This window comes from Bosea sp. (in: a-proteobacteria), assembly GCF_023953965.1.
Lineage (GTDB): Bacteria > Pseudomonadota > Alphaproteobacteria > Rhizobiales > Beijerinckiaceae > Allobosea.
The window spans coordinates 585,168-608,852 of the sequence record NZ_JAMLIX010000001.1; the positions used below are offsets into that span (position 1 = coordinate 585,168).

The window sequence follows — 23,685 nt, forward strand, 5'->3', positions numbered from 1 at the left end:
TTGCTTCGCAATGTGCGGCGTAAGCCTAATACACTGCATCTCTTCGATTTTTCGCACATTGCGGGGTCGCGCCATGGCCGATGAGCGCGAGTTTCGCATCCGGCCTGGGCGCATCCGCTCGACCCGTGCGCAATCGGCGCGGCCCTTCATCGCACAGGCGCTCGCCGCAGCGAAGAAGGCGGGCGGCGGCGTCTCGCGCTCGGGCCGCATCGTCTCCGCCAGCCGCTCCCGCTTCGGACGCGGCCAGCGCGCGAGCATCCAGGCGAACCGCCTCATCACCGCGCGCACGCGCGGCGCCGTCATCAAGGCGCGCGTCGTGCGCCACTCGGCGCGGGCGGCGCCGCTCGGCACCCATCTCGATTATCTGCGCCGTGATGGCGTGACCCGGGACGGGGAGAAGGCGCGGCTGTTCGGGCCGGGGACGGAGGAAGCGGACGGGCGCGCCTTCGCCGAGCGGTGCCAGGACGACCGGCATCATTTCCGGTTCATCGTCTCGCCCGACGACGCGGTGGAGATGTCCGACCTCAGATCCTTCACCCGCGATCTGGTCGGGCAGATGGAGAAGGATCTCGACACGCGGCTCGACTGGGTCGCGGTCGATCACTGGAACACCGAGCATCCGCATGTCCATCTGATCGTGCGCGGCGTCCGCGACGACGGCCAGGACCTCGTCATCTCGCGCGACTACATCAAGGAGGGCATGCGCGACCGCGCGCGCGACCTCATCACCCAGGAGCTCGGCCCGCGCACCGACCACGACATCCGCCGCTCGCTGGAGAGGCAGATCGGCGCCGAGCGATGGACCCAACTCGACCGCCAGCTCGTCCGCGACGCTCGCGAGACCGGCGTCATCGACGTCGCCCCCGACGCGGGTCGCCAGCCCGATGCCTACAGCGTCGAAAAGGTCGGCCGCCTGCGCAAGCTCGAAAGTCTTGGCCTGGCCACCGAGGTGGGGCCGGGTCAGTGGATGATCGACGACAAGGCCAAGGCGACCTTACGCGAGCTCGGCGAGCGCGGCGACATCATCAAGCGCATGCACCGCGCCCTGACCGAGCGCGGCATCGAGCGCGGCTCGGCCGGCTATGTGCTCGCGGCCGAGAGCCTCGACACGCCGATCGTCGGCCGGCTCGTCGCCCGCGGTCTCGACGACGAGCTGCAGGGCACCGCCTATGCTGTGGTCGATGGCGTCGATGGACGCACCCACCACATCAAGCTCGCCGATCTCGATGCCGCAGGCGACAGCGCGCCGGGCTCCATCGTCGAGCTGCGCAAGTTCGACGACGCGCGCGGCCAGCGCCGGGCGGCGCTCGCCGTGCGATCCGATCTGGGTCTCGGCGCACAGGTGGCGGCCTCGGGCGCGACCTGGCTCGACCGGCAGGCGATCGCCCGAGAGCCGGTGGTCTTATCGGACGGCGGCTTCGGCGCCGAGGTGCGCCAGGCGCTGGAGAAGCGCGCCGAGCATCTCGTCGCTGAAGGATTGGCGGAGCGGCAGGGAAAGCGCGTCATCTTCTCTCGCAACCTGATCGACACGCTTCGCCGCCGCGAGCTCGAGGCCGTGGCCGACAAGCTCGCCACCGAGACCGGCCAGCCGTTCAAGCCGGCGGGGAACGGCGAGTATGTCGCTGGCGCCTATCGCCAGCGGCTCGCGCTCGCATCCGGCCGCTTTGCGATGATCGATGACGGTCTCGGCTTCCAGCTCGTGCCCTGGTCGCCATCGCTCGAAAAACAGCTCGGCAAACACGTCTCCGGGGTCGCCCGCGGCGACGGCGGCGTCGACTGGAGCTTCGGCCGCAAGCGGGGGCTCGGCCTCTAACATTCGACAAGAAAGGACCGCCGCCATGTCCGCGACCAAAATCCTCTGGGGCCAGATCGCCGTCGTCTTCCTGATCGTCCTCGTCGCCACCTGGGGCGCGACGCAGTATGTCGCCTGGAGCCTTGGCTTTCAGGCCCAGCTCGGCGCTCCCTGGTTCGTCGTCTCTGGAGTGCCGATCTACTATCCGCCGGCGATCTTCTGGTGGTGGTACTTCTACGACGCCTATGCGCCGGAGATCTTCGCCCAGGGCGGGATGATCGCCGCCTCGGGCGGCTTCATCGCCATCGCCGTCGCGATCGGCATGTCGGTCTGGCGCGCGCGCGAGGCGAAGAATGCCGAAACCTATGGCTCGGCGCGCTGGGCCGAGAAGGAGGAGGTGAAGTCAGCCGGGCTGCTCGGCCCCGACGGCGTGGTGCTCGGCCGCTACGAGCGTGACTATCTGCGCCACGACGGGCCCGAGCATGTGCTCTGCTTCGCGCCGACGCGCTCGGGCAAGGGCGTCGGCCTGGTCGTTCCGTCGCTGCTGACCTGGCCGGGTTCGGCGATCGTCCATGACATCAAGGGCGAGAACTGGCAGCTCACCGCGGGCTTTCGCGCCCGGCACGGCCGCGTGCTGCTGTTCGATCCGACCAACCCCAAATCATCGGCCTACAACCCGCTGCTCGAGGTGAGGCGCGGCGAGTGGGAAGTCCGCGACGTTCAGAATATCGCCGACATCCTAGTCGACCCGGAAGGAAGCCTCGAGAAGCGGAACCACTGGGAAAAAACGAGCCACGCGCTTCTCGTCGGCGCGATCCTGCATGTCCTCTATGCCGGGGAGGACAAGACGCTCGCCGGCGTCGCGGCCTTCCTCTCCGACCCGAAGCGGCCGATCGAGTCGACGCTCGCCGCCATGATGAAGACCGCTCACCTCGGCGAGGCCGGGCCGCACCCGGTCATCGCCAGTGCAGCGCGCGAGTTGCTCAACAAATCGGACAACGAACGCTCCGGCGTGCTGTCGACCGCCATGTCGTTCCTCGGTCTCTATCGCGATCCCGTGGTCGCCGAGGTCACGCGGCGCTGCGACTGGCGCATTGCCGATATGGTCGGCGGCAAGCGGCCGACGACGCTCTACCTCGTCGTGCCGCCCTCCGACATCAACCGCACCAAGCCGCTCATCCGCCTGATCCTCAATCAGGTCGGACGGCGCCTCACCGAGGATCTGCAGGCGAAGGCAGGCCGTCATCGACTGCTGCTCATGCTCGATGAGTTTCCGGCGCTCGGCCGGCTCGACTTCTTCGAGAGCGCTCTGGCCTTCATGGCGGGCTACGGCCTCAAGAGTTTCCTGATCGCACAGTCGCTGAACCAGATCGAGAAGGCTTACGGCCCCAACAACTCGATCCTCGACAACTGCCATGTGCGCGTGAACTTCGCGACCAATGACGAGCGCACCGCCAAGCGTGTGTCCGATGCGCTCGGCACCGCCACCGAGATGAGGGCGATGAAGAATTATGCCGGTCATCGCCTTTCGCCCTGGCTCGGGCATCTGATGGTGTCGCGCTCGGAAACCGCGCGCCAGCTCCTCACGCCCGGCGAGATCATGCAGCTCCCGCCTACCGATGAGATCGTCATGGTCGCCGGGACGCCGCCGATCCGCGCGAAGAAGGCGCGCTATTACGAGGACGCCCGCTTCAAGGAGCGCATCCTGCCGCCGCCCCAACTGACACGGCCGGCCGAAGGGCGCCCCGACGATTGGAGCAAGCTGCCGATCCCGGCGCGTCCAGAGATCGGCGGCGGTGTGGCCTCGGAGACAGGCGCCGGCGACGACGAAGATCCGACCGAGTCGGAGCGGCGCCATCAGCCGGAGCTCAACCGGGTGAAGCCTGTCGAGAAGAAGGCGCCGATCGACAACGAATTTGAGATCGATCTGCCGGATGATACCGAAGACGACGCCACGCGCAATCAGCGCTTGACGCGGGTTATGCGCGGCGTCGCCCGCCAGGTCGCGCTCGATCCCAATGACGGCATGGAGCTGTAGCGCCATGACCGGACGCAAGAAGAAGGCGCAGATCTCCGTCTATCTCGACCCGGAGATCATGACGATGCTCGCGGCCCATGCGGCAAGACGTGAGCAGTCGCTCTCGCTGATCGCCGAAGCCGCCATCGCATCCTTCCTGTCGCCCGATGACGCCGAACGGCGCGAGGCGATCGTGGCCAAACGTCTCGATCAGCTGGATCGCCGGATGACGCGCATCGAACGGGATGTCGGCATATCGGTCGAGACGCTGGCGGTGTTCATCCGCTTCTGGCTGGCGACGACGCCGGCGCTTCCCGAGCCCGCCGCCCAGGCCGCGCGCGCCAAGGCTGCGGAACGTTATGAAGGCTTCATCGCCGCGCTCGGTCGCCGTTTGGCGCAAGGCCCGAAGCTCAGACAGGAAGTCGCTGAAGATGTCGGCGACTCAGCCGCCGCAGATGCCGACGGCGCCTCATAGAAGCCGCGGGCAACCGATCAAGACCGGCGCGTCACCGCCGTTCTCCTGTATTTGCACGCCACGTTACTACTACGACCGATACTTGTTGAATCGGCTCGATTCCGTGTCCTTTTAATCATCCCCGATCCGGGGACCGTCTTTCCAGCCCCGTGAGAAAGCGGGGCTGACGTGACCACCACAAGCCAGAAACCGGAGGCGTTCGCACGTGGCGCGCGCATGTTGCGCACCGCGCTCGGCCCATCCATCACCCAGTTCCTCGAAGACCCCGCCGTCGTCGAGATCATGCTGAATCCCGACGGCCGTCTATGGGTGGACCGGCTCTCCGAGGGCCTGGCCGATACGGGAGAGCGGCTGTCCGCCGCCGATGGTGAGCGCATCGTCCGCCTCGTCGCGCACCATGTTGGTGCAGAAGTCCATCCACGCAGCCCGCGCGTCTCGGCCGAGCTGCCGGAAACCGGCGAGCGCTTCGAGGGCTTGCTGCCCCCAGTCGTCGCGGCGCCCGCTTTTGCCATCCGCAAACCCGCGGTCGCGGTCTTCAGCCTCGGCGACTACGTGGCGGCCGGGATCATGTCGACGGACCAGGCCGGGGTCCTGCGCGAAGCCGTCGCCTCGCGCGCTAACATCCTGGTCGCCGGCGGCACCTCGACCGGCAAGACGACGCTGACCAATGCGCTACTCGCCGAGGTCGCCAAGACCGCCGATCGGGTCGTCATCATCGAGGACACGCGCGAGCTGCAATGTGCCGCGCCCAACCTCGTCGCCATGCGCACCAAGGACGGCGTGGCGACGCTGTCCGAGCTGGTCCGGTCTTCGCTGCGCCTGCGCCCCGACCGCATCCCGATCGGCGAGGTGCGCGGCTCCGAGGCGCTCGATCTCCTCAAGGCCTGGGGCACCGGCCATCCCGGGGGCATCGGCACCATCCACGCCGGCACCGGCATCGGCGCGCTGCGCCGCCTCGAGCAGCTCATCCAGGAAGCCGTCGTTACTGTCCCGCGCGCCCTGATCGCCGAGACGATTGATCTCGTCGCCGTCCTCGCCGGCCGCGGCTCGCAGCGCCGCCTCGCCGAACTCGCGCGCGTCGAAGGGCTCGGCCCCGATGGCGATTACCACATCACCCCCGTCACCCCCAACCCGACAGGAGACCCGTCATGATCCGTACCCTCGCGCGCGGCTGCCGCACCATGGCCAACGCGGCCGCCGCCGTTTCCCTGAGCCTGATGTTCACCTCCGCAGCGCACGCCTCCGGCTCGTCCATGCCGTGGGAAGCGCCACTCCAATCGATCCTGGAGTCGATCGAAGGCCCGGTCGCCAAGATCATCGCCATCATCATCATCATCGTGACCGGCCTGACGCTCGCCTTCGGCGACACCTCGGGCGGCTTTCGCCGGCTCATTCAGATCGTCTTCGGCCTGTCGATCGCCTTCGCCGCCAGCTCCTTCTTCCTGTCCTTCTTCTCGTTCGGCGGCGGAGCGCTCGTCTGATGGCGGCTGTTCTCGAACAGCTTGCCGACGTGCCGGGCTTCAGCGTCCCGGTTCATAGGGCGCTGACCGAGCACATCCTGCTCGGCGGCGCTCCGCGCTCGATCGCCATCATGAACGGCACGCTCGCGGGCGCCGTCGGGCTCGGCCTCCGCCTCTGGCTGGTCGGCCTTGCGATCTGGGCCATCGGCCATTTCGCGGCGGTCTGGGCCGCCAAGCGCGACCCGCTCTTCGTCGAGGTCGGCCGCCGGCACCTGCGCATCCCTGGTCACCTGTCCGTCTGAGGAGGCGCGCGTCCATGATGAACCTCGCCGAATATCGCCGCACCGCCGCCCGGCTCGCCGATTATCTGCCCTGGGCAGCGCTCGTCGCCGAAGGCGTCGTCCTCAACAAGGACGGCTCCTTCCAGCGCACCGCGCGCTTCCGCGGCCCCGATCTCGATTCGGCTGTCGCGGCCGAGCTGGTCGCCGTCGCCGGACGGCTCAACAACGCCTTTCGCCGCCTCGGCTCGGGCTGGGCGATCTTCGTCGAGGCGCAGCGCCACGAAGCATCGACCTATCCGCAGAGCCACTTTCCCGATGCCGCTTCGGCGCTGCTGGACGCCGAACGCAAGGCCGATTTCGAGGAGGCTGGCGCGCATTTCGTGTCCGGCTATTTTCTGACCATCTCCTATCTGCCGCCGGCTGAAGACGCCGCGCGCACCGAAGCCTGGCTCTATGAAGGCCGCGAGCGGGGCGGCGTCGACCCCCACGCGATCCTCACGACCTTCGTCGATCGCACCGATCGCGTGCTGGCGCTGCTCGACGGCTTCATGCCCGAATGCACCTGGCTCGATAGTCCCGAGACGCTGACCTATCTCCACTCGACCGTTTCGACGAAGCGGCACCGCGTCCGCGTGCCGGAAACCCCGATCTACCTCGACGCACTGCTCGCCGATCAGCCGCTGACCGGCGGTCTCGAGCCCCGGCTCGGCACGGCGCATCTGCGCATCCTCACGATCGTCGGCTTCCCGACCGCGACCACGCCCGGCATTCTCGACGAGCTCAATCGTCTGGCCTTTCCCTATCGCTGGTCGACGCGCGCCATCCTGCTCGACAAGACCGATGCGACCAGGCTGCTGACGAAGATCCGCCGCCAATGGTTCGCCAAGCGCAAGTCGATCGCCGCGATCCTGAAAGAGGTGATGACCAACGAGGCGTCGGCGCTCGTGGACACCGACGCGGCGAACAAAGCGGCCGACGCGGACCTCGCGCTTCAGGAACTCGGCGCCGACTATGCCGGGCAAGCTTATGTCACCGCGACGATCACCGTCTGGGACGATGATCCGCGCATCGCCGACGAGAAGCTGCGCCTTGTCGAGAAGGTCATCCAGGGCCGCGACTTCACCTGCATGGCCGAGACCATCAACGCCGTCGATGCATGGCTGGGCTCGCTGCCCGGGCACGTCTACGCCAATGTGCGCCAGCCGCCCATCTCGACGCTCAATCTCGCCCACATCATCCCGCTCTCGGCGGTGTGGGCGGGGCCGGAACGGGACGAGCATTTGGGTAGCCCCCCCTTGCTGTTCGGCAAGACCGAAGGCTCGACCCCGTTCCGGTTTTCCCTTCACGTCGGCGACGTCGGCCACACGCTGGTCGTCGGCCCGACCGGCGCCGGCAAGTCGGTCCTGCTCGGCGTTATGGCCCTGCAGTTCCGGCGCTACCAGGGCTCCCAGGTCTTCGCCTTCGACTTTGGCGGTTCGATTCGCGCCGCCGTGCTCGCCATGGGCGGCGACTGGCACGATCTTGGCGGCGATCTGACCGAAGGCGTGGACGTGTCGGTGTCCTTGCAGCCGCTGGCGCGCATCGACGACGCGCCGGAACGCGCCTGGGCGGCCGACTGGATCGGCGCGATCCTCATCCGCGAAGGCATCGCCATCACGCCCGAGGTGAAGGAGCATCTGTGGACGGCGCTCAGCTCGCTGGCCTCCGCGCCGGTCGAGGAGCGCACCATCACCGGCCTCACGGTCCTCTTGCAATCGAACGATCTGAAGCAGGCGCTGCGGCCCTATTGCGTCGGCGGCGCCTATGGCCGTCTGCTTGACGCTGAGACGGAGCACCTAGGCTCGGCCTCGGTCCAGGCGTTCGAGATCGAAGGACTGGTCGGGACCGGCGCGGCGCCTGCCGTGCTCTCCTATCTCTTCCATCGCATCGGCGACCGGCTCGACGGCTCGCCGACATTGCTCATCATCGACGAGGGCTGGCTCGCGCTCGACGACGACGCCTTCGCGGGGCAACTGCGCGAATGGCTGAAGACGCTGCGCAAGAAGAACGCCAGCGTCGTCTTCGCCACCCAGTCGCTCTCGGACATCGACAACAGCAACATCGCGCCAGCCATCATCGAGAGCTGCCCGACGCGGCTGCTCCTGCCGAACGAACGCGCGATCGAACCGCAGATCACCGCGATCTATCGCCGCTTCGGTCTCAACGATCGCCAGATCGAGATCCTGGCCCGCGCGACGCCCAAGCGCGATTACTATTGCCAGTCCCGCCGCGGCAATCGCCTCTTCGAGCTCGGCCTTTCCGAGGTCGGCCTCGCGCTCGCCGCCGCGTCCTCCAAGTCCGATCAAACGGAGATCGCGCGCACCATCGCCGAGTATGGCCGCGAGGGCTTCCTCGCCGCCTGGCTGCGGCTGCGCGGCGCCGAATGGGCGGCCGATCTCATCCCCGATCTCACCAACCTCAACCCCCAGCCTGAGAAGGAGTAATCGTTGTGACCATCCATCGTTCACGCCCGCGCGCGCTGTCGCTCGCGGCCTGCATCCTGGCGATGCCGCTCGCCGCAGCGCCCATGCTGTCGACGCCGGCCGCGGCGCAATGGGTCGTCTACGATCCCACCAACTACGCCCAGAATGTGCTGACGGCGGCGCGTTCGCTCGAACAGATCAACAATCAGATCCGCTCGCTCCAGAACGAAGCGCAGAGCCTGATCAACCAGGCGCGCAATCTCGCCAGCCTGCCGTACTCGTCGCTTCAGCAGCTTCAGCAGAACGTCCAGCGCACCCAGCAGCTCCTGCAGCAGGCCCAGAACATCGCCTTCGACGTCCAGAACGTCGACCGGATGTTCCAGCAGCAATATGGCCGGGCCTCGCTTTCGGCGAGCGACGCCGAACTGGTCGCCGGCGCGCGCACCCGCTGGCAGAACACCATCGGCAGTCTTCAGGACGCCATGCGCGTGCAGGCGGGCGTCGTCGGCAATATCGACACGAACCGCGCCGAGATGTCGGCGCTGGTCAGCCAGAGCCAGGGCGCGACAGGTGCGCTGCAGGCGACGCAGGCGGGCAATCAGCTTCTCGCGCTTCAGTCGCAGCAGCTCTCGGACCTGATCGCGCTGATCTCGGCCAATGGCCGGTCGAGCGCGCTCACCGAGGCCGAACGCGCGGCGGCCGCTGAGCAGGGGCGCGAGCGGCGTCGCCGCTTCCTGACGCCGGGCTCCGGCTATCAACCCGGCAACGCCAAGATGTTCGGCAACGGCAACTGAGGCCGGAAGGGGAGCACCGTCATGAACGGCAAGATGCTGGCCCGGCTGGGCGCTGTCGTCTTCGTCGCCATCGCCATCACGGCGACGGCGATCGAGATGACCCGGAAGGAAACGGCTCCGGTCGTGGAGTCCGCGCGTGCGGTCGAGATCGCGCGCGATCCGCTCCGCGACGGGCAACGCCGGTGCCAGCAGCTTGGCCAAGCGGCCGCCAGCGATTCTGAATGCATGCGCGTCTGGGCCGAGACCCGCGACCGCTTCCTCGGCCGCGCGCCAACGCCTGCCGTCCGACCCACGGAAGGACCCTGACCCATGGGCGGCACCGGCGTCATCGACAATTTCTTGGGGGTCTTCACCTCCTATATCGACTCCGGCTTCGGCCTCCTCGGCGGCGAGGTCGGTTTTATCGCCACCACGCTGATCGTCATCGACGTGACGCTTGCCGCCCTGTTCTGGAGCTGGGGCGCCGATGACGACATCATGGCGCGTCTTGTCAAGAAGACGCTCTTCGTCGGCGTCTTCGCCTACCTGATCTCCAACTGGAACAATCTCGCCCGGATCGTCTTCGAGAGCTTCGCGGGGTTGGGCCTCAAAGGCTCGGGAACGAGCTTCTCCGTTCAGGATCTCATGCGCCCTGGCAAGGTCGCGCAGACCGGCCTCGACGCCGCGCGCCCCTTACTCGAGTCGATCTCCGACCTGATGGGCTGGGTCGCCTTCTTCGAGAACTTCATCCAGATCGCTTGCCTGCTCTTCGCCTGGGCGCTGGTGCTGCTCGCCTTCTTCATCCTCGCGATCCAGCTCTTCGTTACCCTGATCGAATTCAAGCTGACGACGCTGGCGGGCTTCGTGCTCATCCCGTTCGGCCTGTTCGGCAAGACGGCCTTCATGGCCGAGCGCGTGCTCGGCAACGTGATCTCGTCCGGCATCAAGGTTCTCGTGCTCGCCGTCATCATCGGCATCGGCTCGACGCTGTTCAGCCAGTTCACCCAAGGCTTCGGCGGCCAGACGCCGACGATCGACGACGCCATGGCGATCGTGCTGGCGGCGTTGTCGTTGCTGGGGCTCGGAATCTTCGGCCCTGGTATCGCCAGCGGTCTCGTTTCCGGTGGCCCGCAGCTCGGCGCGGGCGCTGCCGTGGGCACCGGCCTCGCGGTCGGTGGCGCCGCACTCGCTGCAGGCGGCGCCGCGGGCCTTGCCGTGAAGGGAGGGGCGGCCGCCATGTCCGGTGGTGCCGCCGCTGTGCGGGGCGGCGCGGCCGCTGCTGGCGGAGCCGCCGCGGCCTACAGTGTCGGCTCGCTCGGCCAGTCCGGAGCCGCCGGTGTCGCATCCGGTCTCGGCGGTGTCGCGCGCGCCGCAGGCGCCGCGACCGCCTCGCCGCTCAAGCGCGCCGCCGCGCGTGCCTCCGAAAGCATCAAGTCCAGCTTCTCCGACGGTGCCAAGGCCGGCTTCGGCGCCACCGGCGGTTCCTCGACCATGGGCACGATTTCGAGTTCAGGGACCGCGAACGAGACGGCGGCGGCGACCCCAAGCGACGGCCCGCCCGACTGGGCCAAGCGCATGAAGCGCAACCAGTCCCTCGGACATGGAGCCACCCTTACTGCGCATGCCGTCCGCTCGGGCGACAGCCATGGCGGCGGCTCTTCCGTCAACCTTTCTGAAAGCGACCGCTCATGAGCCTCTTCAAGCGACCCGCCGCCCATTACGGCAAGTCTCCCGAACCCGAAACGCCCTATCAGAAAGCCGCGCAGGTCTGGGACGAACGCATCGGCTCGGCCCGGGTCCAGGCCAGGAACTGGCGCTTCATGGCCTTCGGATCGCTCGTCCTGTCGGCCGGCTTCGCCGCCGCGCTGGTCTGGCAATCCGCGCGCGGCACCGTCGTGCCCTGGGTCGTGCAGGTCGATCGCCTCGGCCAGGCACAATCGGTCGCGCCGGCAACCGCCGACTATCGCCCGACCGATCCCCAGATCGCCTGGCATCTTGCACGCTTTATCGAGCAGGTCCGCTCGATCCCGGCTGATGCCATCATCGTGCGGCAGAACTGGCTGCGCGCTTATGAATGGACGACCGATCGCGGCGCGGCGGCCCTCAACGACTATGCCCGCGCCAACGATCCCTTCACCAGGGTCGGCCGCCAGCAGATCGCCGTCGAGGTCTCCAGCGTCTTGCGCGCCTCGCCGGATTCCTTCCGTGTGGCCTGGACGGAGAAGCGCTACGAGAACGGCCAGCTAGCCACGACCGAGCGCTGGACCGCGATCCTCACCATCGTCATCCAGACCCCGCGCGATGCCGAACGGCTGCGCGCCAATCCGCTCGGGATCTACGTCAACGCGATTTCCTGGTCGCGGGAGATGGCCCAATGAGCCCGTCCCTCTGCATCTCCGGTTCTCCGGCTTTCCGTAAATCCGCTTTGGCGCTTGCCCTGCTGTCCGCGACGATGCTGGGGGGCTGCGCGACGTTCAAGCCGCCTGAGATCAGCTACGACAGCGATGTGCCGCCGCTACCGGCCGCGCCCGCGCCGGTCACCGAACAACCGCCGCGTCCGCTGCACACGCCGCCCGGCTGGACGCCGGCGCGTGGCGGAAGCGCCGCGAGCACGCCAACGGGCCGTGTTCAGAGCGCCAACGCCGCCGCGCGTGTCGAGCCGCGCCGCGAGGGCTATTACAACTCCATCCAGATCTATCCGTGGAGCGAGGGCGCGCTCTATCAGATCTATACCGCACCGGGGCAGATCACCAACATCGCGCTCGAGCCGGGGGAAAGCCTGACCGGAGCAGGCCCGATCGCCGCCGGCGACACCGCCCGGTGGATCATCGGCGACACCGAAAGCGGGTCCGGGCTCACCCGCCGCGTCCACATCCTGGTCAAGCCCACGCGGCCCGACATCTCCACCAACCTGGTCATCACGACCGACCGCCGCATCTACATGCTCGAACTTAGGGCAGGGCAAAATCCCTATATGCCGGCCGTCGCCTGGGCCTATCCGGTGCCCCCAGCACCCCAGCGCGCCAACGTGCCGGCGGCCCCGGTCATCCCGGCCGCCGCTGCCCGCAGATATCGCTACGGACTCACAGGCGATACGCCGCCCTGGCGGCCCGTCTCCGTCTATGACGACGGGCGTCGCGTCTATGTCGAGTTTCCGCGCGGCATCGCCCAGGGCGAGATGCCGCCGATCTTCGTGCTCGGAGCAGACGGCGAGCCGCAGATAGTCAACAGCCGCGTCTACCAGAACATCCTGATCGTCGACCGCATCTTCGGCGCGGCCGAACTGCGCCTTGGTAGCGGCGACCGTCAGCAGACCGTCAGGATCGTGCGTACCGACGGGAGGCCCGCATCGTGAGCAATACCGAAAATGACATCCCAGAACCGCAGCCGGAAACCTCGGCCGCAACCGATAGCGCTGCACCCATGCGCCTGCGCGCCGAACCGCCGCGCGTCACGCGCCTGTCGCGCAAGGTCCTCGCGAGCATCGGCCTCGTCGCCAGCATCGGCATCGGCAGCGCTCTCATCTATGCGCTTCAGACGCGCGATGCGGGCCAGACCAGTGAGGAGCTCTACTCGACCGATAATCGCGCCACCGCCGACGGCTTGGCCGGTTTGCCGCGCGACTATACCGGACCTGTCCTTGGACCAGCGCTGCCCGGCGATCTCGGTCGGCCGATCCTCAGCGCACAGAACCGCGGCCAGCCCGTCACGCCGCCCGCCGTGGCGGCAACGCCTCGCGTCGACCCAGAGGAGCAACGCCGCCTCGCCGAGCTGGAGGCGGCGCGTACCAGCCGCGTCTTCTTCCAGGCCGGCCCGGCGTCCACGACCACACCCACCGGCGTGGCCGCGCCAGGCCTCGCGGGTCTAGGGACCGGGTCGCAGCCGGGCACCCCGACCGCTCAGGACCGACAGCTCGCCTTTCTCAACGCGCCCGTCGACCGCCGGATCGTCACGGCCGACCGCGTAATGGCGCCAGCATCGCCCTACATCCTGCAGGCCGGCGCGGTCATACCCGCCGCGATGATCACCGGCATTCGCTCCGATCTGCCGGGCCAGATCACCGCCCAGGTGACCGAAAACATCTATGACAGCCCGACCGGCCGAATCCTTATCGTCCCGCAGGGCACGCGGATCATCGGCGAATACAGCAACAATGTCGGTTTCGGGCAGCGCCGCGTCCTACTGGTGTGGAGCCGCCTCATCTTTCCCAACGGCCGCTCGATCGTGCTCGAGCGCCAGCCCGGCGCCGACGCGATGGGGTATGCGGGTTTGGAAGATGGTGTCGACTATCACTGGTGGGACCTCGCCAAGGCCGCCGGGCTCTCGACGCTGCTCTCCATTGGCGCCGAGCTTGCCGTCGATGATGACGATCGGCTCTTGAGCGCCATCCGCAATGGCGGACAGGACACCATCAACGACGCCGGCCAGGAGATCATCCGCCGCCAGCTCCAGGTCGCCCCGACCCTGACGATTCGGCCGGGCTTTCCCGTCCGCGTCATCGTCACGCGCGATCTCGTCCTCGAACCCTACAGAGGCTGATATGACGAAATTGAAGCTCGGTCCCATCGTGGACGAGAAACCGGTGAAGGCGACGTTGGAGTTGCCGGCGTCGCTGCATCGGGATCTGGTCGCCTATGCTGATGCTCTCGCTCGCGAAACGGGCCAGCAGGTCACTGATCCCATGAAGCTGATCGTGCCGATGCTGGAGCGCTTCATTGCAACGGATCGGGGCTTTGCGAAGGCCCGGCGCGCGGTTTCATCCACGAAACCGATTGCGTGACGAGCTCCGTTTGGCGAGCCGTCGCCAATGAGCGGGCGAGATCGAGCAACTTGCTCAAGGCTGGGTTGTCGTTCTTGGGGGACCACACGGCGCTGAAGGGGAGGATCTCGCCGAATATCGGCCGATACACGATGTCGGGGAACTGTGCGGCAGTCATCGCCTCGCTGACGACGGTCAGGCCACGGCTCAACGCGACCAGCGGCAGAAGGTTTTCCCGGCCGACACGCTGCACTCGAATTTGAGGATGATGACCGAACGCCGCGAGACGTTGCACCAGATAGTCGTGAACTTCCTGACCCGGTGCGGATTCGTTGACGATGAACTCCTCATCCGCGAGTTGATCCCACTGCACTTCATCTCGCTGAGCCAGAGAGTGGTCGTTCGGCAGCACGGCGAACACGCGCTCCGACCATAGAGGCAATGTTGTACAATCCGGCCAATCCCGCTCTCCGGTCATGAACGCTGTGTCGAGCCTGAGCCGGCGAATGGCAGCGATATGCTCGCCAGGATTGTCGTCGATCAGATCGATTTGCACCTTGGGATGGCGATCAGCATAGCGGTGAAGCAACTCCGCGAGAAAACCCGACGCGATGGAGGAGTAGATGCCGATCCTGACGCGGCCGTGCTCCGAGCGTCCGATAGAGGCGATGTCCTGCATGCCATCGCCGACATTCCTCACGACCTGTCGAGCGCGCCGCAGGAAGCGCTGGCCGGCGAAAGTGAGACTGACGCCGCCGCTATGCCGGAGGAACAGTGTCGCTCCCAAGTGATATTCCAAATCACGGATCCGACGGCTGAGCGCAGATTGCTGAACGCCGATTGCGGCGCCAGCCTTGCGGAAGCTGCCATGCTCGGCTGCGGCTATGAAGTAGCGAAGATGGCGAAGCTCGATGGCATGGAGCGACGACGAAGCCATGACCATCGTCACGAAAAGATGGAAAGGTTTCCGGGCGCGACAAGCGCAACGCAATCCGGCTTAGCAGCCGCCCCATCAGGTCGTATTGGCGATGACGATGCGAAGCTCGCACCGTCATTGATCATGCGCTCGTCGCGCCTTTGATGGGGTTGTGCAACCTGCCTGGCAGCATCGGCGGGCGTCAGCCCGCCTATCCCGCTATGCGGCCGTACGTGGTTGTAGTCGTCGCGCCAGACCCGCAGCACCGAGCGGGCATGGCTCAGGGATGCGAACAGCGTCTCGTTCAGGCATTCGTCGCGCAAGCGACCGTTAAAGCTCTCGACGTAGCCGTTCTGCTGCGGCTTGCCCGGCGCGATGTAATGCCATTCGATCTGCCGGTCCTGCGACCAGCGCAGGATCGCCAAGCTGGTCAGCTCGGTCCCGTTGTCGCTGACGATCATCAGCGGCTTGCCGCGCACCGCGATGATCGTATCGAGCTCGCGCGCAACACGAGCGCCCGACAGCGACGTGTCGACCACCAGCGCGAGGTTCTCGCGTGTGAAGTCATCGACGACGGCAAGGATGCGGATACGCCTGCTGCAGACCAGCGTGTCGCTCACAAAGTCCAGGCTCCAGCGCTGGTTCGGACCCTGCGGCAACGTCATCGGTGCTCGTGTGCCCATCGCTCGCTTGCGGCCCTGTCGACGCCGCACGCGAAGGTTCTCCTCGCGATACAGCCGCAGCAGCTTCTTGTAGTTCATGACCAGCCCCTCGCGCGCTAGCATGATCCCCAGCCGCCGGTAACCGCACCGACGACGTTCAAGCGCGATCTCGCGAAGACGCGACCGCAGGTCGCCATCATCGCCACGCCGATGCGCATAGCGCATCGACGATCGATCAACCCTAAGGATGGAACAGGCCCGACGCTCGCTGATCTCGAAGAGCTGCCGAACATGCTCGACAGCCTTTCGCTGAGCGGCGGGCCTCACCAGTTTTTTGACGCCACCTCCTTCAGCACGGCGTTGTCGAGCATCGCGTCCGCCAACAGCCGCTTCAACCGACCGTTCTCATCCTCCAGCACCTTCAGCTTGCGCGCCTGCGACACGTCCATGCCACCATAGGTCGCCTTCCACTTGTAGAAGGTCGCACTGCTCACACCGTGCTTGCGGCACACATCCGCTGTCGGCGATCCCGCCTCCTGCTCTCGCAGGATCGCAATGATCTGCTCCTCGGTAAATCTGCTGCGCTTCATCTTCGTCCTCCTTCATGAAGGACTCTAGCTCAGACTGGCAGAATTTCAGGGGAGCACGTCAATCGCTCATGCGATCGATGATACCAGTTTCCCGATTTGCCGAAATGTTGCTGCAGGAACCCCCGAGATCATAGGCGGGGTTCATCGCATCATCTCAGATCAAACAAATTCGGCAAAGCTGCTAGTGTCCACGTCGCGCGGATCAGGGCCGATGCGCACCCCTGTATCCAGCTCGTCTAGCTGCGCCATCTCAGCGTCGCTAAGCGCGAAATCGAACACGTCAATATTCTTGGCAATGCGCTCGGGGTTGACTGACTTCGGAATTGCAACGACATCGTTCTGGAAGTGCCAGCGCAAGATCACCTGCGCGGCAGATCTACCATGGGCTTCGGCGATAGTGGTGATGACCGGATCGGTCAGCGGGTGCTTCCTGCCGCCATGATTGTCCCCATCGCCATCGTTGATGGCACCGCCGATCGGCGACCAAGCCTCCGTGACGATGCCGAGCGCCCTGTTCTTCGCCAGCAGCGGCTTCTGCGCGAAATAGGGGTGCAGCTCGATCTGGTTGACCGCCGGCACGACGTCACTTGCCGCGATCAGCTCGTCCAGTTGATCCTCCAGGAAGTTGCATACACCGATCGCGCGCGCACGCCCGTCACCAAGAATTTTCTCCGCCGCCTTCCAGGACTGGATCGTGGCGTTCCAATCTTTGGTCGGCCAGTGCAGCAGATACAAATCGACATAGTCGAGCCCCAACCTGCCGAGGCTTTCGTCGAATGCCCTGAGCGCCCTCTCGTAACCATAGTCGCCGTTGAACAGCTTTGTGGTGACGAACATCTCGGCGCGATCCACGCCGCTGTTGCGGATGCCTTCACCGACCTGAGCCTCATTGTTATACGACCTGGCGGTGTCGATCAGACGGTAGCCACTGGAGATTGCCGACGCGATGGCGGAGGCGGTCTCTTCGGCGGACGCAGCGAACACTCCGAGACCTAGTGCCGGCATTTTCACGCCATTATTCAAGTTGATGAGAGGGCTTTTTCCGGCCAAAACAATGCTCCTTCGATATACGGGACGGCAGGTTTGCGTTGACGATCACTCGCTGTGTTGGTCACACTTACATTCGTGAGTATCCAAAATGCCCTAATGACATGCGATACGTATGTCAACTGCAATACGACTCGTATGTAAGAGAGCCATGGTTTCCAGAATCCGTAGCGAAATGATCGCTGAGATGCGCAGCAAGCTGATGGCAGCGGGCAGGCGAGCTTACAGTGGTGTCGTTGCTGACCGGCATGCCTAGGCGTTGCATCAAGCGCTCGCCAGGACGGCCGCCCGTGCTATGGCCGAGCAATTTACAATTTCCACGCCCCTCATCGTCCGCCGCGCATAGGGGAAGCAACCGTCGGCAGACGGCCGGTGAACGTTCGTCGCTCACATTCTTGATGCGAGTATCGCCAGCGGCTCAGCAGGAGTTTCACATCACCGGCTTGCCCTGGACTGGCAGATCCTAGAGGTTGCGGTCGGACCGGCCATGCCGCCGTCGGCTTCGCCCTCCGCAGTCGGAGCAAATGCCGATTATGGCTGCGGCAGCGGAAACAACCCAACCGTCATCAACAGTGAGCGTGACACCCAAAATCTTGCCCCCTGGGCCGTCCAACCATTTTGTCTTCGTTTGTAAGCCCGCCCATAGCGGCACCGTAGCTAACGCTAGCGTCCGCGCTCGTGGTGTAATTTCCGGTGTAGGCGATGGTGTATTCCTGGGTGGGGCATGCCCCACCCAGGAATGCGGCATCGCTGGTGGCCACCGGGCTCATCGTTATGGTGGAGTTTGCACACTTCAACCGTGACGAAGAGGAGTTCCCGATGACCGAGGACAGATTACTGATCGAAGAGCTGGCTGCGAAGGGCGGCCAACCGGATTTTTTGCGCACCATCGCCGAGAACGTCCTGCAGCTGATCATGGAGGCCGACGTTGATGGCCTGATCGGCGCTGGGCGGCATGAACGGTCCGGTGACCGGGCCACCTGGCGCAACGGCTATCGAGACCGCTCGCTGGATACCCGGGTCGGCACGCTCAACCTCAAGATCCCCAAGCTGCGCGCCGGGTCCTACTTCCCCGGCTTCCTGGAACCCCGGAAGATGGTCGAGAAGGCGCTGGTCGCGGTGATCCAGGAGGCGTGGATCGGCGGCGTCAGCACCCGGCGGGTCGACGAACTGGTCCAGGCCATGGGCATGACCGGCATCTCCAAGTCCACGGTCTCCAAGCTGTGCAAGGATATCGATGAGCGCGTCCATGCCTTCCTCAAACGCCCGCTGACCGGCGAATGGCCGTACCTCTGGCTCGATGCCACCTATCTCAAGGTGCGCGAGGGCGGGCGGATCATCAGCGTTGCCGCAATAATCGCCATGGCCGTCAATACCGAGGGCCGGCGCGAGATCGTCGGTCTGCATATCGGACCGTCCGAGGCCGAGGTCTTCTGGTCCGACTTCCTGAAAGACCTTGTCCGACGCGGCCTTACGGGCGTGAAGCTGGTCATCTCCGATGCCCACGAGGGCCTCAAGGGTGCGATCACCCGCGTCATGGGCGCCACCTGGCAGCGTTGCCGCGTCCACTTCATGAGGAACGCGCTGTCCTATGTACCCAAGGGCCAGAACACTGTCGTCGCCGCCGCGATCCGCCAGGTCTTCCTGCAGCCCGATCAGAAAAGCGCAACGCAGGTCTGGCGACAGGTCGCCGACCAGTTGCGCACCCGTTGGCCCAAGCTCGGCGCCTGCATGGACGAGGCCGAAACCGACGTGCTCGCCTACACCGGCTTCCCCACCCAGCACCGCACGAAGTTACACTCGACCAATCCGCTCGAGCGGCTGAACAAGGAGGTCAAGCGACGCGCCGACGTCGTGGGTATCTTCCCCAACGAAGACAGCATCGTGCGCCTCGTCGGCGCCGTGCTCCTCGAACAGAACGACGAGTGGCAGCTCCAGCACCGTTACATGCAGATCGAAGGCATGGCCGAACTCAACCAAACCATCATGATCGAGGAGGAAAATCAGCCCCTACACATCACCGCCAAAGCCGCCTGACGATGACCCAAGGCCACCGACCAAATTACACCACGTTGACGGACGCGACCGTAGCTAACGGCGAATGAACCACACAAGGCGAGGAAAAACCTAATGTAAGGGAAAGGGACAACAGGTCTTGGAAGGGCCTGTTTGAGCTGCCCGCAAAGGCAGAACCAGATCGTTACACCTTGCGGTCGTTGAGCAGTCCCTCGACCAGTGCCCGGTAAGCGGCCGTGACCCGGATCGAGGTGCCAACCGGGTCCTCTGCATCGGCGATCCACTGCGCCATATAGCACGATGCGCCGGTAAGCATTCGCGCGGTCGCTTCGGCATCGATCCGGCGGACCACGCCGCTCTCCATCAGCGCTTCGAGACCCACCCGCATCGCGTTCAGGCAGCCGCCGGCGCTCGGCCAAGAGCTAGGATCCCCCAGCACTGCCGGCCCATCGCGCATAACGATACGCTGGATCTCAGGTTCGAGTGCCATCTCGATGTAACCAATCCCTTCTTGGACGAAGCCTTCCCACGGGTTCGGCGCAGCGGCGGCACGAGCCTTGAGGCGACTGACCATTTCAGCATCGATCTCGGCGACCACCGCCTGGAACAAGCCCTTCTTGTTGCCGAAATGGTGGTAAAGCGCGCCCCGCGTCAGCCCGACATCAGAAGTGAAGCTGTCCATTGAGGCACCGGCATAGCCCATTTCGGCAAAGGCTCGCCTTCCCGCCGCCATCAGCTTGCTGCGCGTCTCAACGATCATTTCGCTACGGGTTCTGGAAACCATGGCTCTCTTACATACGAGTCGTATTGCAGTTGACATACGTACCGCATGTCATTACGGAATTGATACGCCACGTATGTAAACGTGACCCGGGCAACCGTCAACACAGCGAGTGATCGTAGTGCAGAACCCATATGCTGGGATATTCAGAGCATCAGGCGCCAAGGGGTTCGCCCTTGCGGGCTTCGTTGCTCGGATGCAATTGGCATTGATGCCAATCGGCATTGTGGCAATGCTCTCCCAAACCAGCATAACTGCCTTCGACCTGGTCGAGCGGCGAGTCCAGGCGGCTATGCTGACGGAGAGCATCACGTGGGTCATGACCGGCATCGGCGTGGCGCTCGGTGCCTTCGCATCCGGCTGGGTAAGGGACACCTTAGGCGCCAGCAATGGCTTCTGTATATCCATAGTTGCGGGGGCCTTGGCATTCCTCACGGTACTGCTGGGCCAAGGCACCCTATCGGCACGAGAGGATCCGCAGTTGGCCAGCAATGCAACCAGTGCAGCGGAATGAGAAAGAAGAGTTCCAAATTCAAGTGCCTCGCGGGTCTCTATCAATACGGAAACGCAGACCGGACGCTTCAATTTGGAGCGGTCAGCATATTCCGCCTCTATGCCTGTCGTATTCATCGCCCGTCGACTTCAAGTCGCCAGCCGGAACTGCCAGCGCGGTGTGCAGGCACAAAACCCATCTTTGCCTTTGCCCTCAATAGAGCTCCCAGCCCTTACCACTCTCGATCCCCGGAGGCCCTCTCATGATCCCACTTTCCGTTCTCGACCTGTCGCCGATCACCGAAGGCGGCACGGCCGCGCAGGCGCTCGCCAATACGCTTGATCTCGCACGCAACGCCGATCGGCTCGGATACCGGCGCTATTGGGTTGCCGAGCACCACAACTCGCCGGGTATAGCCAGCGCCGCCACCTCCGTGGTCATCGCTCATATTGCGGCGGGCACTTCCACCATCCGCGTCGGCGCCGGCGGCATCATGCTTCCCAACCATGCGCCGCTGGTCATCGCCGAGCAGTTCGGCACGCTGGCAGCGCTTCATCCGGGCCGCATCGACCTAGGCCTTGGCCGTGCGCCGGGCACCGACATGGAGACGGCCCGCGCATTGCGTCGAAATCTCAATGCCGGCGTCGACAGCTTTCCGCAGGATGTCGTCGAACTGATCGGCTATTTCCATGCGGCCGAGCCAAGCCAGCGCATTCGCGCGGTGCCTGGCGAGGGCGAGGATGTACAAGTATGGATTCTCGGCTCGTCAACCTACGGCGCGCAGCTCGCCGCAAGGCTCGGCCTGCCCTACGCCTTCGCCTCGCATTTTGCGCCCGCCGAAATGGAACACGCGATCCATATCTACCGCTCGCGCTTCCAGCCCTCGGCGCGGCTCGAAAAGCCCTATGTGATGCTCGGCCTAAACGTCATCGCCGCGCCGACGGATGCGGAGGCCGAACTTCTGTTTTCCACGCAGCAGCAGGCGTTAGTTAGTATCCTCACCGGCCGCCCGTGGCGGCTGCCGCCACCCGTCGCCGGTTACCGCAGCCAGATCGAGCCGACGGCGAGGGCGATGCTCGACCAGTCGCTTTCCTGCTCCATCGTCGGCTCGCCCGCAATCGTGCGCAGCGGCCTCGACGCCTTCATCCGCCGCACCAACGCAGACGAACTGATGGTCACGTCGCAGATATTCGACCATTCGGCGCGACTGCGCTCGTTCGAGATTTTGGCCGACGCGCACCGGGAACTGTCGAAAGCAGGTTAGGCTCATGACGTGACCCCCATTTCTCATCCAGCCATAACGAGAGTCCTGGGTTGATTTGGTCCTGGGTTTAGGTGGGTGGCAAGAGGCGTCCGCGCGGAGCCCTCAGGCTGCGCAGCGCGGTCGCCGGCGGTTCCGCAGATGGCGCGCGCGTAGTCCCTGGGCGTCAGCCAGCCGAGCTTTGAGTGGGGGCGCTGCTCGTTGTAGTCGCGCCGCCAGTCCTCCAGCACAGTGCGGGCGTGTGGCAGGGATCGGAAGAGGGTCTCGTTCAGCAGTTCGTCTCGCAGCCGGCCGTTGAAGCTCTCGTTGTAGCCGTTCTGCTGAGGTTTGCCGGGCGCGATGTAGTGCCAGCTGACGCCGGTCTCGTCGGCCCAGGCCAGGATGGCGTTGGACGTGTATTCCGTGCCGTTGTCGCTAACGATCATGTCCGGGCGCCCGCGCTGGCGGATGATGTCGTCCAGCTCGCGAGCGACCCGCCTACCCGAGAGCGACGTGTCGGCCGCCAGGGCCAAGCACTCGCGGGTGCAGTTGTCGATCACGGTCAGGATTCGGAAGCGCCGCCCGTCCGTCATCTGGTCCGACACGAAGTCCAGGCTCCAGCGTTGGTTGGGCAGCAGCGGCGTCTCGATCGGCCGTCGCGCGCCCATCGCCCGCTTGCGGCCGCCGCGACGGCGCACCGTCAGGCGCTCCTCGCGGTAGATGCGCTGGACGCGCTTCTTGTTCACCGCATGGCCTTCGCGCCGCAGCAGGATGTGCAGCCGCCGGTAGCCGAAGCGGCGACGCTCCGACGCCAGGACCTTGATCCGCTCGCGCAGTTCGCCGTCGTCTGGCCGCGTGGCCTGGTATCGCACGCTGGTCCGGTCGATGCCGATCACCCGGCACGCCCGCCGCTCGCTCATCTCGTGGGCCGACTGCAGACACGCCGCCGCCTCCCGATGCGCGGCGGGCGTCACCACTTTTTTCCCAGAAGATCTTTCAGCGCGGCATTGTCGAGCATGCTCTCGGCCAGCATCCGCTTGAGCCGCGCGTTCTCCTCCTCCAATGCCTTCAGCCGTTTGGCCTCCGACACGTCCAGGCCGCCGAACTTGGCCTTCCACTTGTAGAAGGTGGCCGAGCTGACGCCGTGTCGGCGGCAGACGTCCGCCGTCGCAACACCGGCCTCCTGCTCGCGCAGGATCGCGATGATCTGCTCTTCCGTGAACCTCGATCGTTTCATCCGTCCGTCCCTTCCTTGGGGAGGACTCTAGCTATTCCTGGAGGAGTTTCAGGGGGTCACGTCACCACCATCAAACTACGCCCGACTGTGCTCTGCGGGCCAGCCGCGTCGGGAGCGCCGATACTTCTTTGCCACCCGCCTGCTCAGCCATGCGAATGTCGTACTCGCTCTGACGATCGAGCCAGAACTGTGCGCTCGTGCTTAACCCGTGCCCAAAGCGCAGGGGCATCTCGCCGGCGATGTTGGGCTGACCCTCGATGATCTGCGTCACACGGTTGACTTACCAAGCCAACCCTCAAGGAGGGGTGGCGCACCCATCAGGATTCGAACCTGAGACCTCCACCTTCGGAGGGTGGCGCTCTATCCAGCTGAGCTATGGGTGCATTTGATCTTCAGATAGTGACCGAGACCGAACAGGGTCAATCTCGAATTCGACATTCCCATCAGCGCAAACGACACGGGTTCTAACCCCACCGATTGCCGCCGTTCGTACTCTACACGCCCCTACAGTTTGCTTCCGCGACGCTTCCGCGACCACGGAAGCGATTCTCCTGCTTCCTTCGAGTTTCGCCAATCTCTTGGTTTCCCTCGATTTTTTCGATACGCACTTTCGCCGCACTTGACTTAGCGTTGCCTTCGGAGGGCAACGCTCTATCCAGCTGAGCTACGGGCGCTAACCGTGAT

23 protein-coding genes, 1 tRNA gene and 1 pseudogene are annotated in these 23,685 nt (G+C 65.2%); 17 read left to right on the plus strand and 8 right to left on the minus strand.

Going from position 1 to position 23,685, the window contains the following annotated elements:
* Positions 1-73: 73 nt before the first annotated feature.
* From M9917_RS02750 to M9917_RS02815, 14 genes are all read left to right on the plus strand, one after another.
* A complete protein-coding gene (locus M9917_RS02750; protein WP_297250769.1) occupies positions 74-1,813 on the plus strand; it encodes a relaxase/mobilization nuclease domain-containing protein in 1,740 nt (579 codons plus the stop codon).
* Between the two features lie 25 nt (positions 1,814-1,838).
* On the plus strand, positions 1,839-3,830 hold the full coding sequence (locus tag M9917_RS02755; protein WP_297250770.1) for a conjugal transfer protein TraG: 1,992 nt from the start codon (positions 1,839-1,841) through the stop codon (positions 3,828-3,830).
* Between the two features lie 4 nt (positions 3,831-3,834).
* Positions 3,835-4,284, plus strand: coding sequence for a CopG family transcriptional regulator (locus M9917_RS02760; protein WP_297250771.1), 450 nt, complete (start codon positions 3,835-3,837; stop codon positions 4,282-4,284).
* 168 nt (positions 4,285-4,452) lie between these two features.
* Positions 4,453-5,436: a P-type conjugative transfer ATPase TrbB gene (gene trbB / locus M9917_RS02765; protein ID WP_297250772.1), complete on the plus strand. Its 984-nt coding sequence runs from the start codon at positions 4,453-4,455 to the stop codon at positions 5,434-5,436.
* Positions 5,433-5,765: a TrbC/VirB2 family type IV secretion system protein gene (locus M9917_RS02770; protein ID WP_297250773.1), complete on the plus strand. Its 333-nt coding sequence runs from the start codon at positions 5,433-5,435 to the stop codon at positions 5,763-5,765. The genes trbB and M9917_RS02770 overlap by 4 nt, the downstream gene beginning before the upstream one ends.
* Positions 5,765-6,046: a VirB3 family type IV secretion system protein gene (locus M9917_RS02775; protein ID WP_297250774.1), complete on the plus strand. Its 282-nt coding sequence runs from the start codon at positions 5,765-5,767 to the stop codon at positions 6,044-6,046. Before M9917_RS02770 ends, M9917_RS02775 begins: the two co-directional genes overlap by 1 nt.
* A gap of 14 nt (positions 6,047-6,060) precedes the next feature.
* Positions 6,061-8,508: a conjugal transfer protein TrbE gene (trbE, locus tag M9917_RS02780; protein WP_297250775.1), complete on the plus strand. Its 2,448-nt coding sequence runs from the start codon at positions 6,061-6,063 to the stop codon at positions 8,506-8,508.
* Between the two features lie 5 nt (positions 8,509-8,513).
* Positions 8,514-9,281 carry a P-type conjugative transfer protein TrbJ gene (trbJ, locus tag M9917_RS02785; RefSeq protein WP_297250776.1) on the plus strand — a complete coding sequence of 256 codons (768 nt, stop codon included), beginning with the start codon at positions 8,514-8,516 and terminating at the stop codon, positions 9,279-9,281.
* A gap of 21 nt (positions 9,282-9,302) precedes the next feature.
* The gene (trbK-alt, locus tag M9917_RS02790; RefSeq protein ID WP_297250777.1) at positions 9,303-9,587 is read left to right on the plus strand and encodes a putative entry exclusion protein TrbK-alt; all 285 of its coding nucleotides are present in this window, start codon (positions 9,303-9,305) and stop codon (positions 9,585-9,587) included.
* A 3-nt stretch (positions 9,588-9,590) separates the two neighbouring features.
* Positions 9,591-10,952, plus strand: coding sequence for a P-type conjugative transfer protein TrbL (gene trbL, locus M9917_RS02795; RefSeq protein WP_297250778.1), 1,362 nt, complete (start codon positions 9,591-9,593; stop codon positions 10,950-10,952).
* Complete coding sequence (trbF, locus tag M9917_RS02800) at positions 10,949-11,638, plus strand: conjugal transfer protein TrbF (RefSeq protein ID WP_297250779.1); 690 nt, start codon at positions 10,949-10,951, stop codon at positions 11,636-11,638. The genes trbL and trbF overlap by 4 nt, the downstream gene beginning before the upstream one ends.
* Entirely contained in the window at positions 11,635-12,615 is a 981-nt protein-coding gene (gene trbG, locus M9917_RS02805; protein WP_297250780.1) for a P-type conjugative transfer protein TrbG, read from the plus strand. Before trbF ends, trbG begins: the two co-directional genes overlap by 4 nt.
* Before the next feature lie 68 nt (positions 12,616-12,683).
* Entirely contained in the window at positions 12,684-13,799 is a 1,116-nt protein-coding gene (locus tag M9917_RS02810) for a TraB/TrbI/VirB10 family type IV secretion system protein (RefSeq protein ID WP_297254673.1), read from the plus strand.
* Position 13,800: 1 nt separating this feature from the next.
* Positions 13,801-14,040: a DUF2274 domain-containing protein gene (locus M9917_RS02815; protein WP_297250781.1), complete on the plus strand. Its 240-nt coding sequence runs from the start codon at positions 13,801-13,803 to the stop codon at positions 14,038-14,040.
* Here M9917_RS02815 and M9917_RS02820 read toward each other — a convergent pair.
* From M9917_RS02820 to M9917_RS02835, 4 genes and pseudogenes are all read right to left on the minus strand, one after another.
* The gene (locus tag M9917_RS02820) at positions 13,973-14,956 is read right to left on the minus strand and encodes a LysR family transcriptional regulator (RefSeq protein ID WP_297250782.1); all 984 of its coding nucleotides are present in this window, start codon (positions 14,954-14,956) and stop codon (positions 13,973-13,975) included. The genes M9917_RS02815 and M9917_RS02820 overlap by 68 nt on opposite strands.
* Positions 14,957-14,964: 8 nt before the next feature.
* A protein-coding gene (locus M9917_RS02825) for an IS3 family transposase (protein ID WP_465246315.1) occupies positions 14,965-16,187 on the minus strand; the annotation gives its coding sequence in 2 pieces (ribosomal slippage) (positions 14,965-15,938 and positions 15,938-16,187; 1,224 coding nt in all).
* A gap of 159 nt (positions 16,188-16,346) precedes the next feature.
* Positions 16,347-17,237 (minus strand): aldo/keto reductase, encoded by an 891-nt coding sequence (locus M9917_RS02830; protein WP_465246316.1) that lies wholly within the window; start codon positions 17,235-17,237, stop codon positions 16,347-16,349.
* A 226-nt stretch (positions 17,238-17,463) separates the two neighbouring features.
* Positions 17,464-17,886 (minus strand): annotated as a pseudogene (locus tag M9917_RS02835) (transposase family protein); the annotation flags it as partial.
* Between the two features lie 167 nt (positions 17,887-18,053).
* Here M9917_RS02835 and M9917_RS02840 point away from each other — a divergent pair.
* Complete coding sequence (locus M9917_RS02840) at positions 18,054-19,271, plus strand: IS256-like element ISSpma2 family transposase (RefSeq protein WP_297250784.1); 1,218 nt, start codon at positions 18,054-18,056, stop codon at positions 19,269-19,271.
* Between the two features lie 163 nt (positions 19,272-19,434).
* Here the strand turns inward: M9917_RS02840 and M9917_RS02845 are convergent, their stop codons facing one another.
* Entirely contained in the window at positions 19,435-20,034 is a 600-nt protein-coding gene (locus M9917_RS02845; protein WP_297250785.1) for a TetR/AcrR family transcriptional regulator, read from the minus strand.
* 193 nt (positions 20,035-20,227) lie between these two features.
* Here M9917_RS02845 and M9917_RS02850 point away from each other — a divergent pair, with 193 nt between their 5' ends.
* Both M9917_RS02850 and M9917_RS02855 read left to right on the plus strand, forming a co-directional pair.
* The gene (locus M9917_RS02850) at positions 20,228-20,545 is read left to right on the plus strand and encodes a hypothetical protein (RefSeq protein ID WP_465246317.1); all 318 of its coding nucleotides are present in this window, start codon (positions 20,228-20,230) and stop codon (positions 20,543-20,545) included.
* 241 nt (positions 20,546-20,786) lie between these two features.
* Positions 20,787-21,788 (plus strand): LLM class flavin-dependent oxidoreductase, encoded by a 1,002-nt coding sequence (locus tag M9917_RS02855; protein ID WP_297250786.1) that lies wholly within the window; start codon positions 20,787-20,789, stop codon positions 21,786-21,788.
* Positions 21,789-21,811: 23 nt separating this feature from the next.
* Here M9917_RS02855 and M9917_RS02860 read toward each other — a convergent pair.
* The 3 genes from M9917_RS02860 to M9917_RS02870 all read right to left on the minus strand — a co-directional run bounded on the left by M9917_RS02860 (position 21,812) and on the right by M9917_RS02870 (position 23,384).
* Positions 21,812-23,001, minus strand: a protein-coding gene (locus M9917_RS02860; RefSeq protein WP_297250787.1) for an IS3 family transposase whose coding sequence is annotated in 2 segments (ribosomal slippage) — positions 21,812-22,743 and positions 22,743-23,001 — 1,191 coding nt in all. Because the reading frame shifts where the segments join, the coding sequence is not laid out codon by codon here.
* A 70-nt stretch (positions 23,002-23,071) separates the two neighbouring features.
* Positions 23,072-23,272 (minus strand): helix-turn-helix transcriptional regulator, encoded by a 201-nt coding sequence (locus M9917_RS02865; protein WP_297250788.1) that lies wholly within the window; start codon positions 23,270-23,272, stop codon positions 23,072-23,074.
* Between the two features lie 35 nt (positions 23,273-23,307).
* Positions 23,308-23,384: transfer RNA gene (locus tag M9917_RS02870), tRNA-Arg, on the minus strand.
* Between the last annotated feature and the right edge of the window lie 301 nt (positions 23,385-23,685).

Coding starts and splice junctions, on each gene's coding strand:
- M9917_RS02750 (WP_297250769.1), top strand. CDS start 74: ATGGCCGATGAGCGCGAGTTTCGCATCCGGCCTGGGCGCATCCGCTCG.
- M9917_RS02755 (WP_297250770.1), top strand. CDS start 1,839: ATGTCCGCGACCAAAATCCTCTGGGGCCAGATCGCCGTCGTCTTCCTG.
- M9917_RS02760 (WP_297250771.1), top strand. CDS start 3,835: ATGACCGGACGCAAGAAGAAGGCGCAGATCTCCGTCTATCTCGACCCG.
- M9917_RS02770 (WP_297250773.1), top strand. CDS start 5,433: ATGATCCGTACCCTCGCGCGCGGCTGCCGCACCATGGCCAACGCGGCC.
- M9917_RS02775 (WP_297250774.1), top strand. CDS start 5,765: ATGGCGGCTGTTCTCGAACAGCTTGCCGACGTGCCGGGCTTCAGCGTC.
- trbE (WP_297250775.1), top strand. CDS start 6,061: ATGATGAACCTCGCCGAATATCGCCGCACCGCCGCCCGGCTCGCCGAT.
- trbK-alt (WP_297250777.1), top strand. CDS start 9,303: ATGAACGGCAAGATGCTGGCCCGGCTGGGCGCTGTCGTCTTCGTCGCC.
- trbL (WP_297250778.1), top strand. CDS start 9,591: ATGGGCGGCACCGGCGTCATCGACAATTTCTTGGGGGTCTTCACCTCC.
- trbF (WP_297250779.1), top strand. CDS start 10,949: ATGAGCCTCTTCAAGCGACCCGCCGCCCATTACGGCAAGTCTCCCGAA.
- trbG (WP_297250780.1), top strand. CDS start 11,635: ATGAGCCCGTCCCTCTGCATCTCCGGTTCTCCGGCTTTCCGTAAATCC.
- M9917_RS02810 (WP_297254673.1), top strand. CDS start 12,684: ATGCGCCTGCGCGCCGAACCGCCGCGCGTCACGCGCCTGTCGCGCAAG.
- M9917_RS02815 (WP_297250781.1), top strand. CDS start 13,801: ATGACGAAATTGAAGCTCGGTCCCATCGTGGACGAGAAACCGGTGAAG.
- M9917_RS02820 (WP_297250782.1), bottom strand. CDS start 14,956: ATGGCTTCGTCGTCGCTCCATGCCATCGAGCTTCGCCATCTTCGCTAC.
- M9917_RS02840 (WP_297250784.1), top strand. CDS start 18,054: ATGACCGAGGACAGATTACTGATCGAAGAGCTGGCTGCGAAGGGCGGC.
- M9917_RS02845 (WP_297250785.1), bottom strand. CDS start 20,034: ATGGTTTCCAGAACCCGTAGCGAAATGATCGTTGAGACGCGCAGCAAG.
- M9917_RS02850 (WP_465246317.1), top strand. CDS start 20,228: ATGCAATTGGCATTGATGCCAATCGGCATTGTGGCAATGCTCTCCCAA.
- M9917_RS02855 (WP_297250786.1), top strand. CDS start 20,787: ATGATCCCACTTTCCGTTCTCGACCTGTCGCCGATCACCGAAGGCGGC.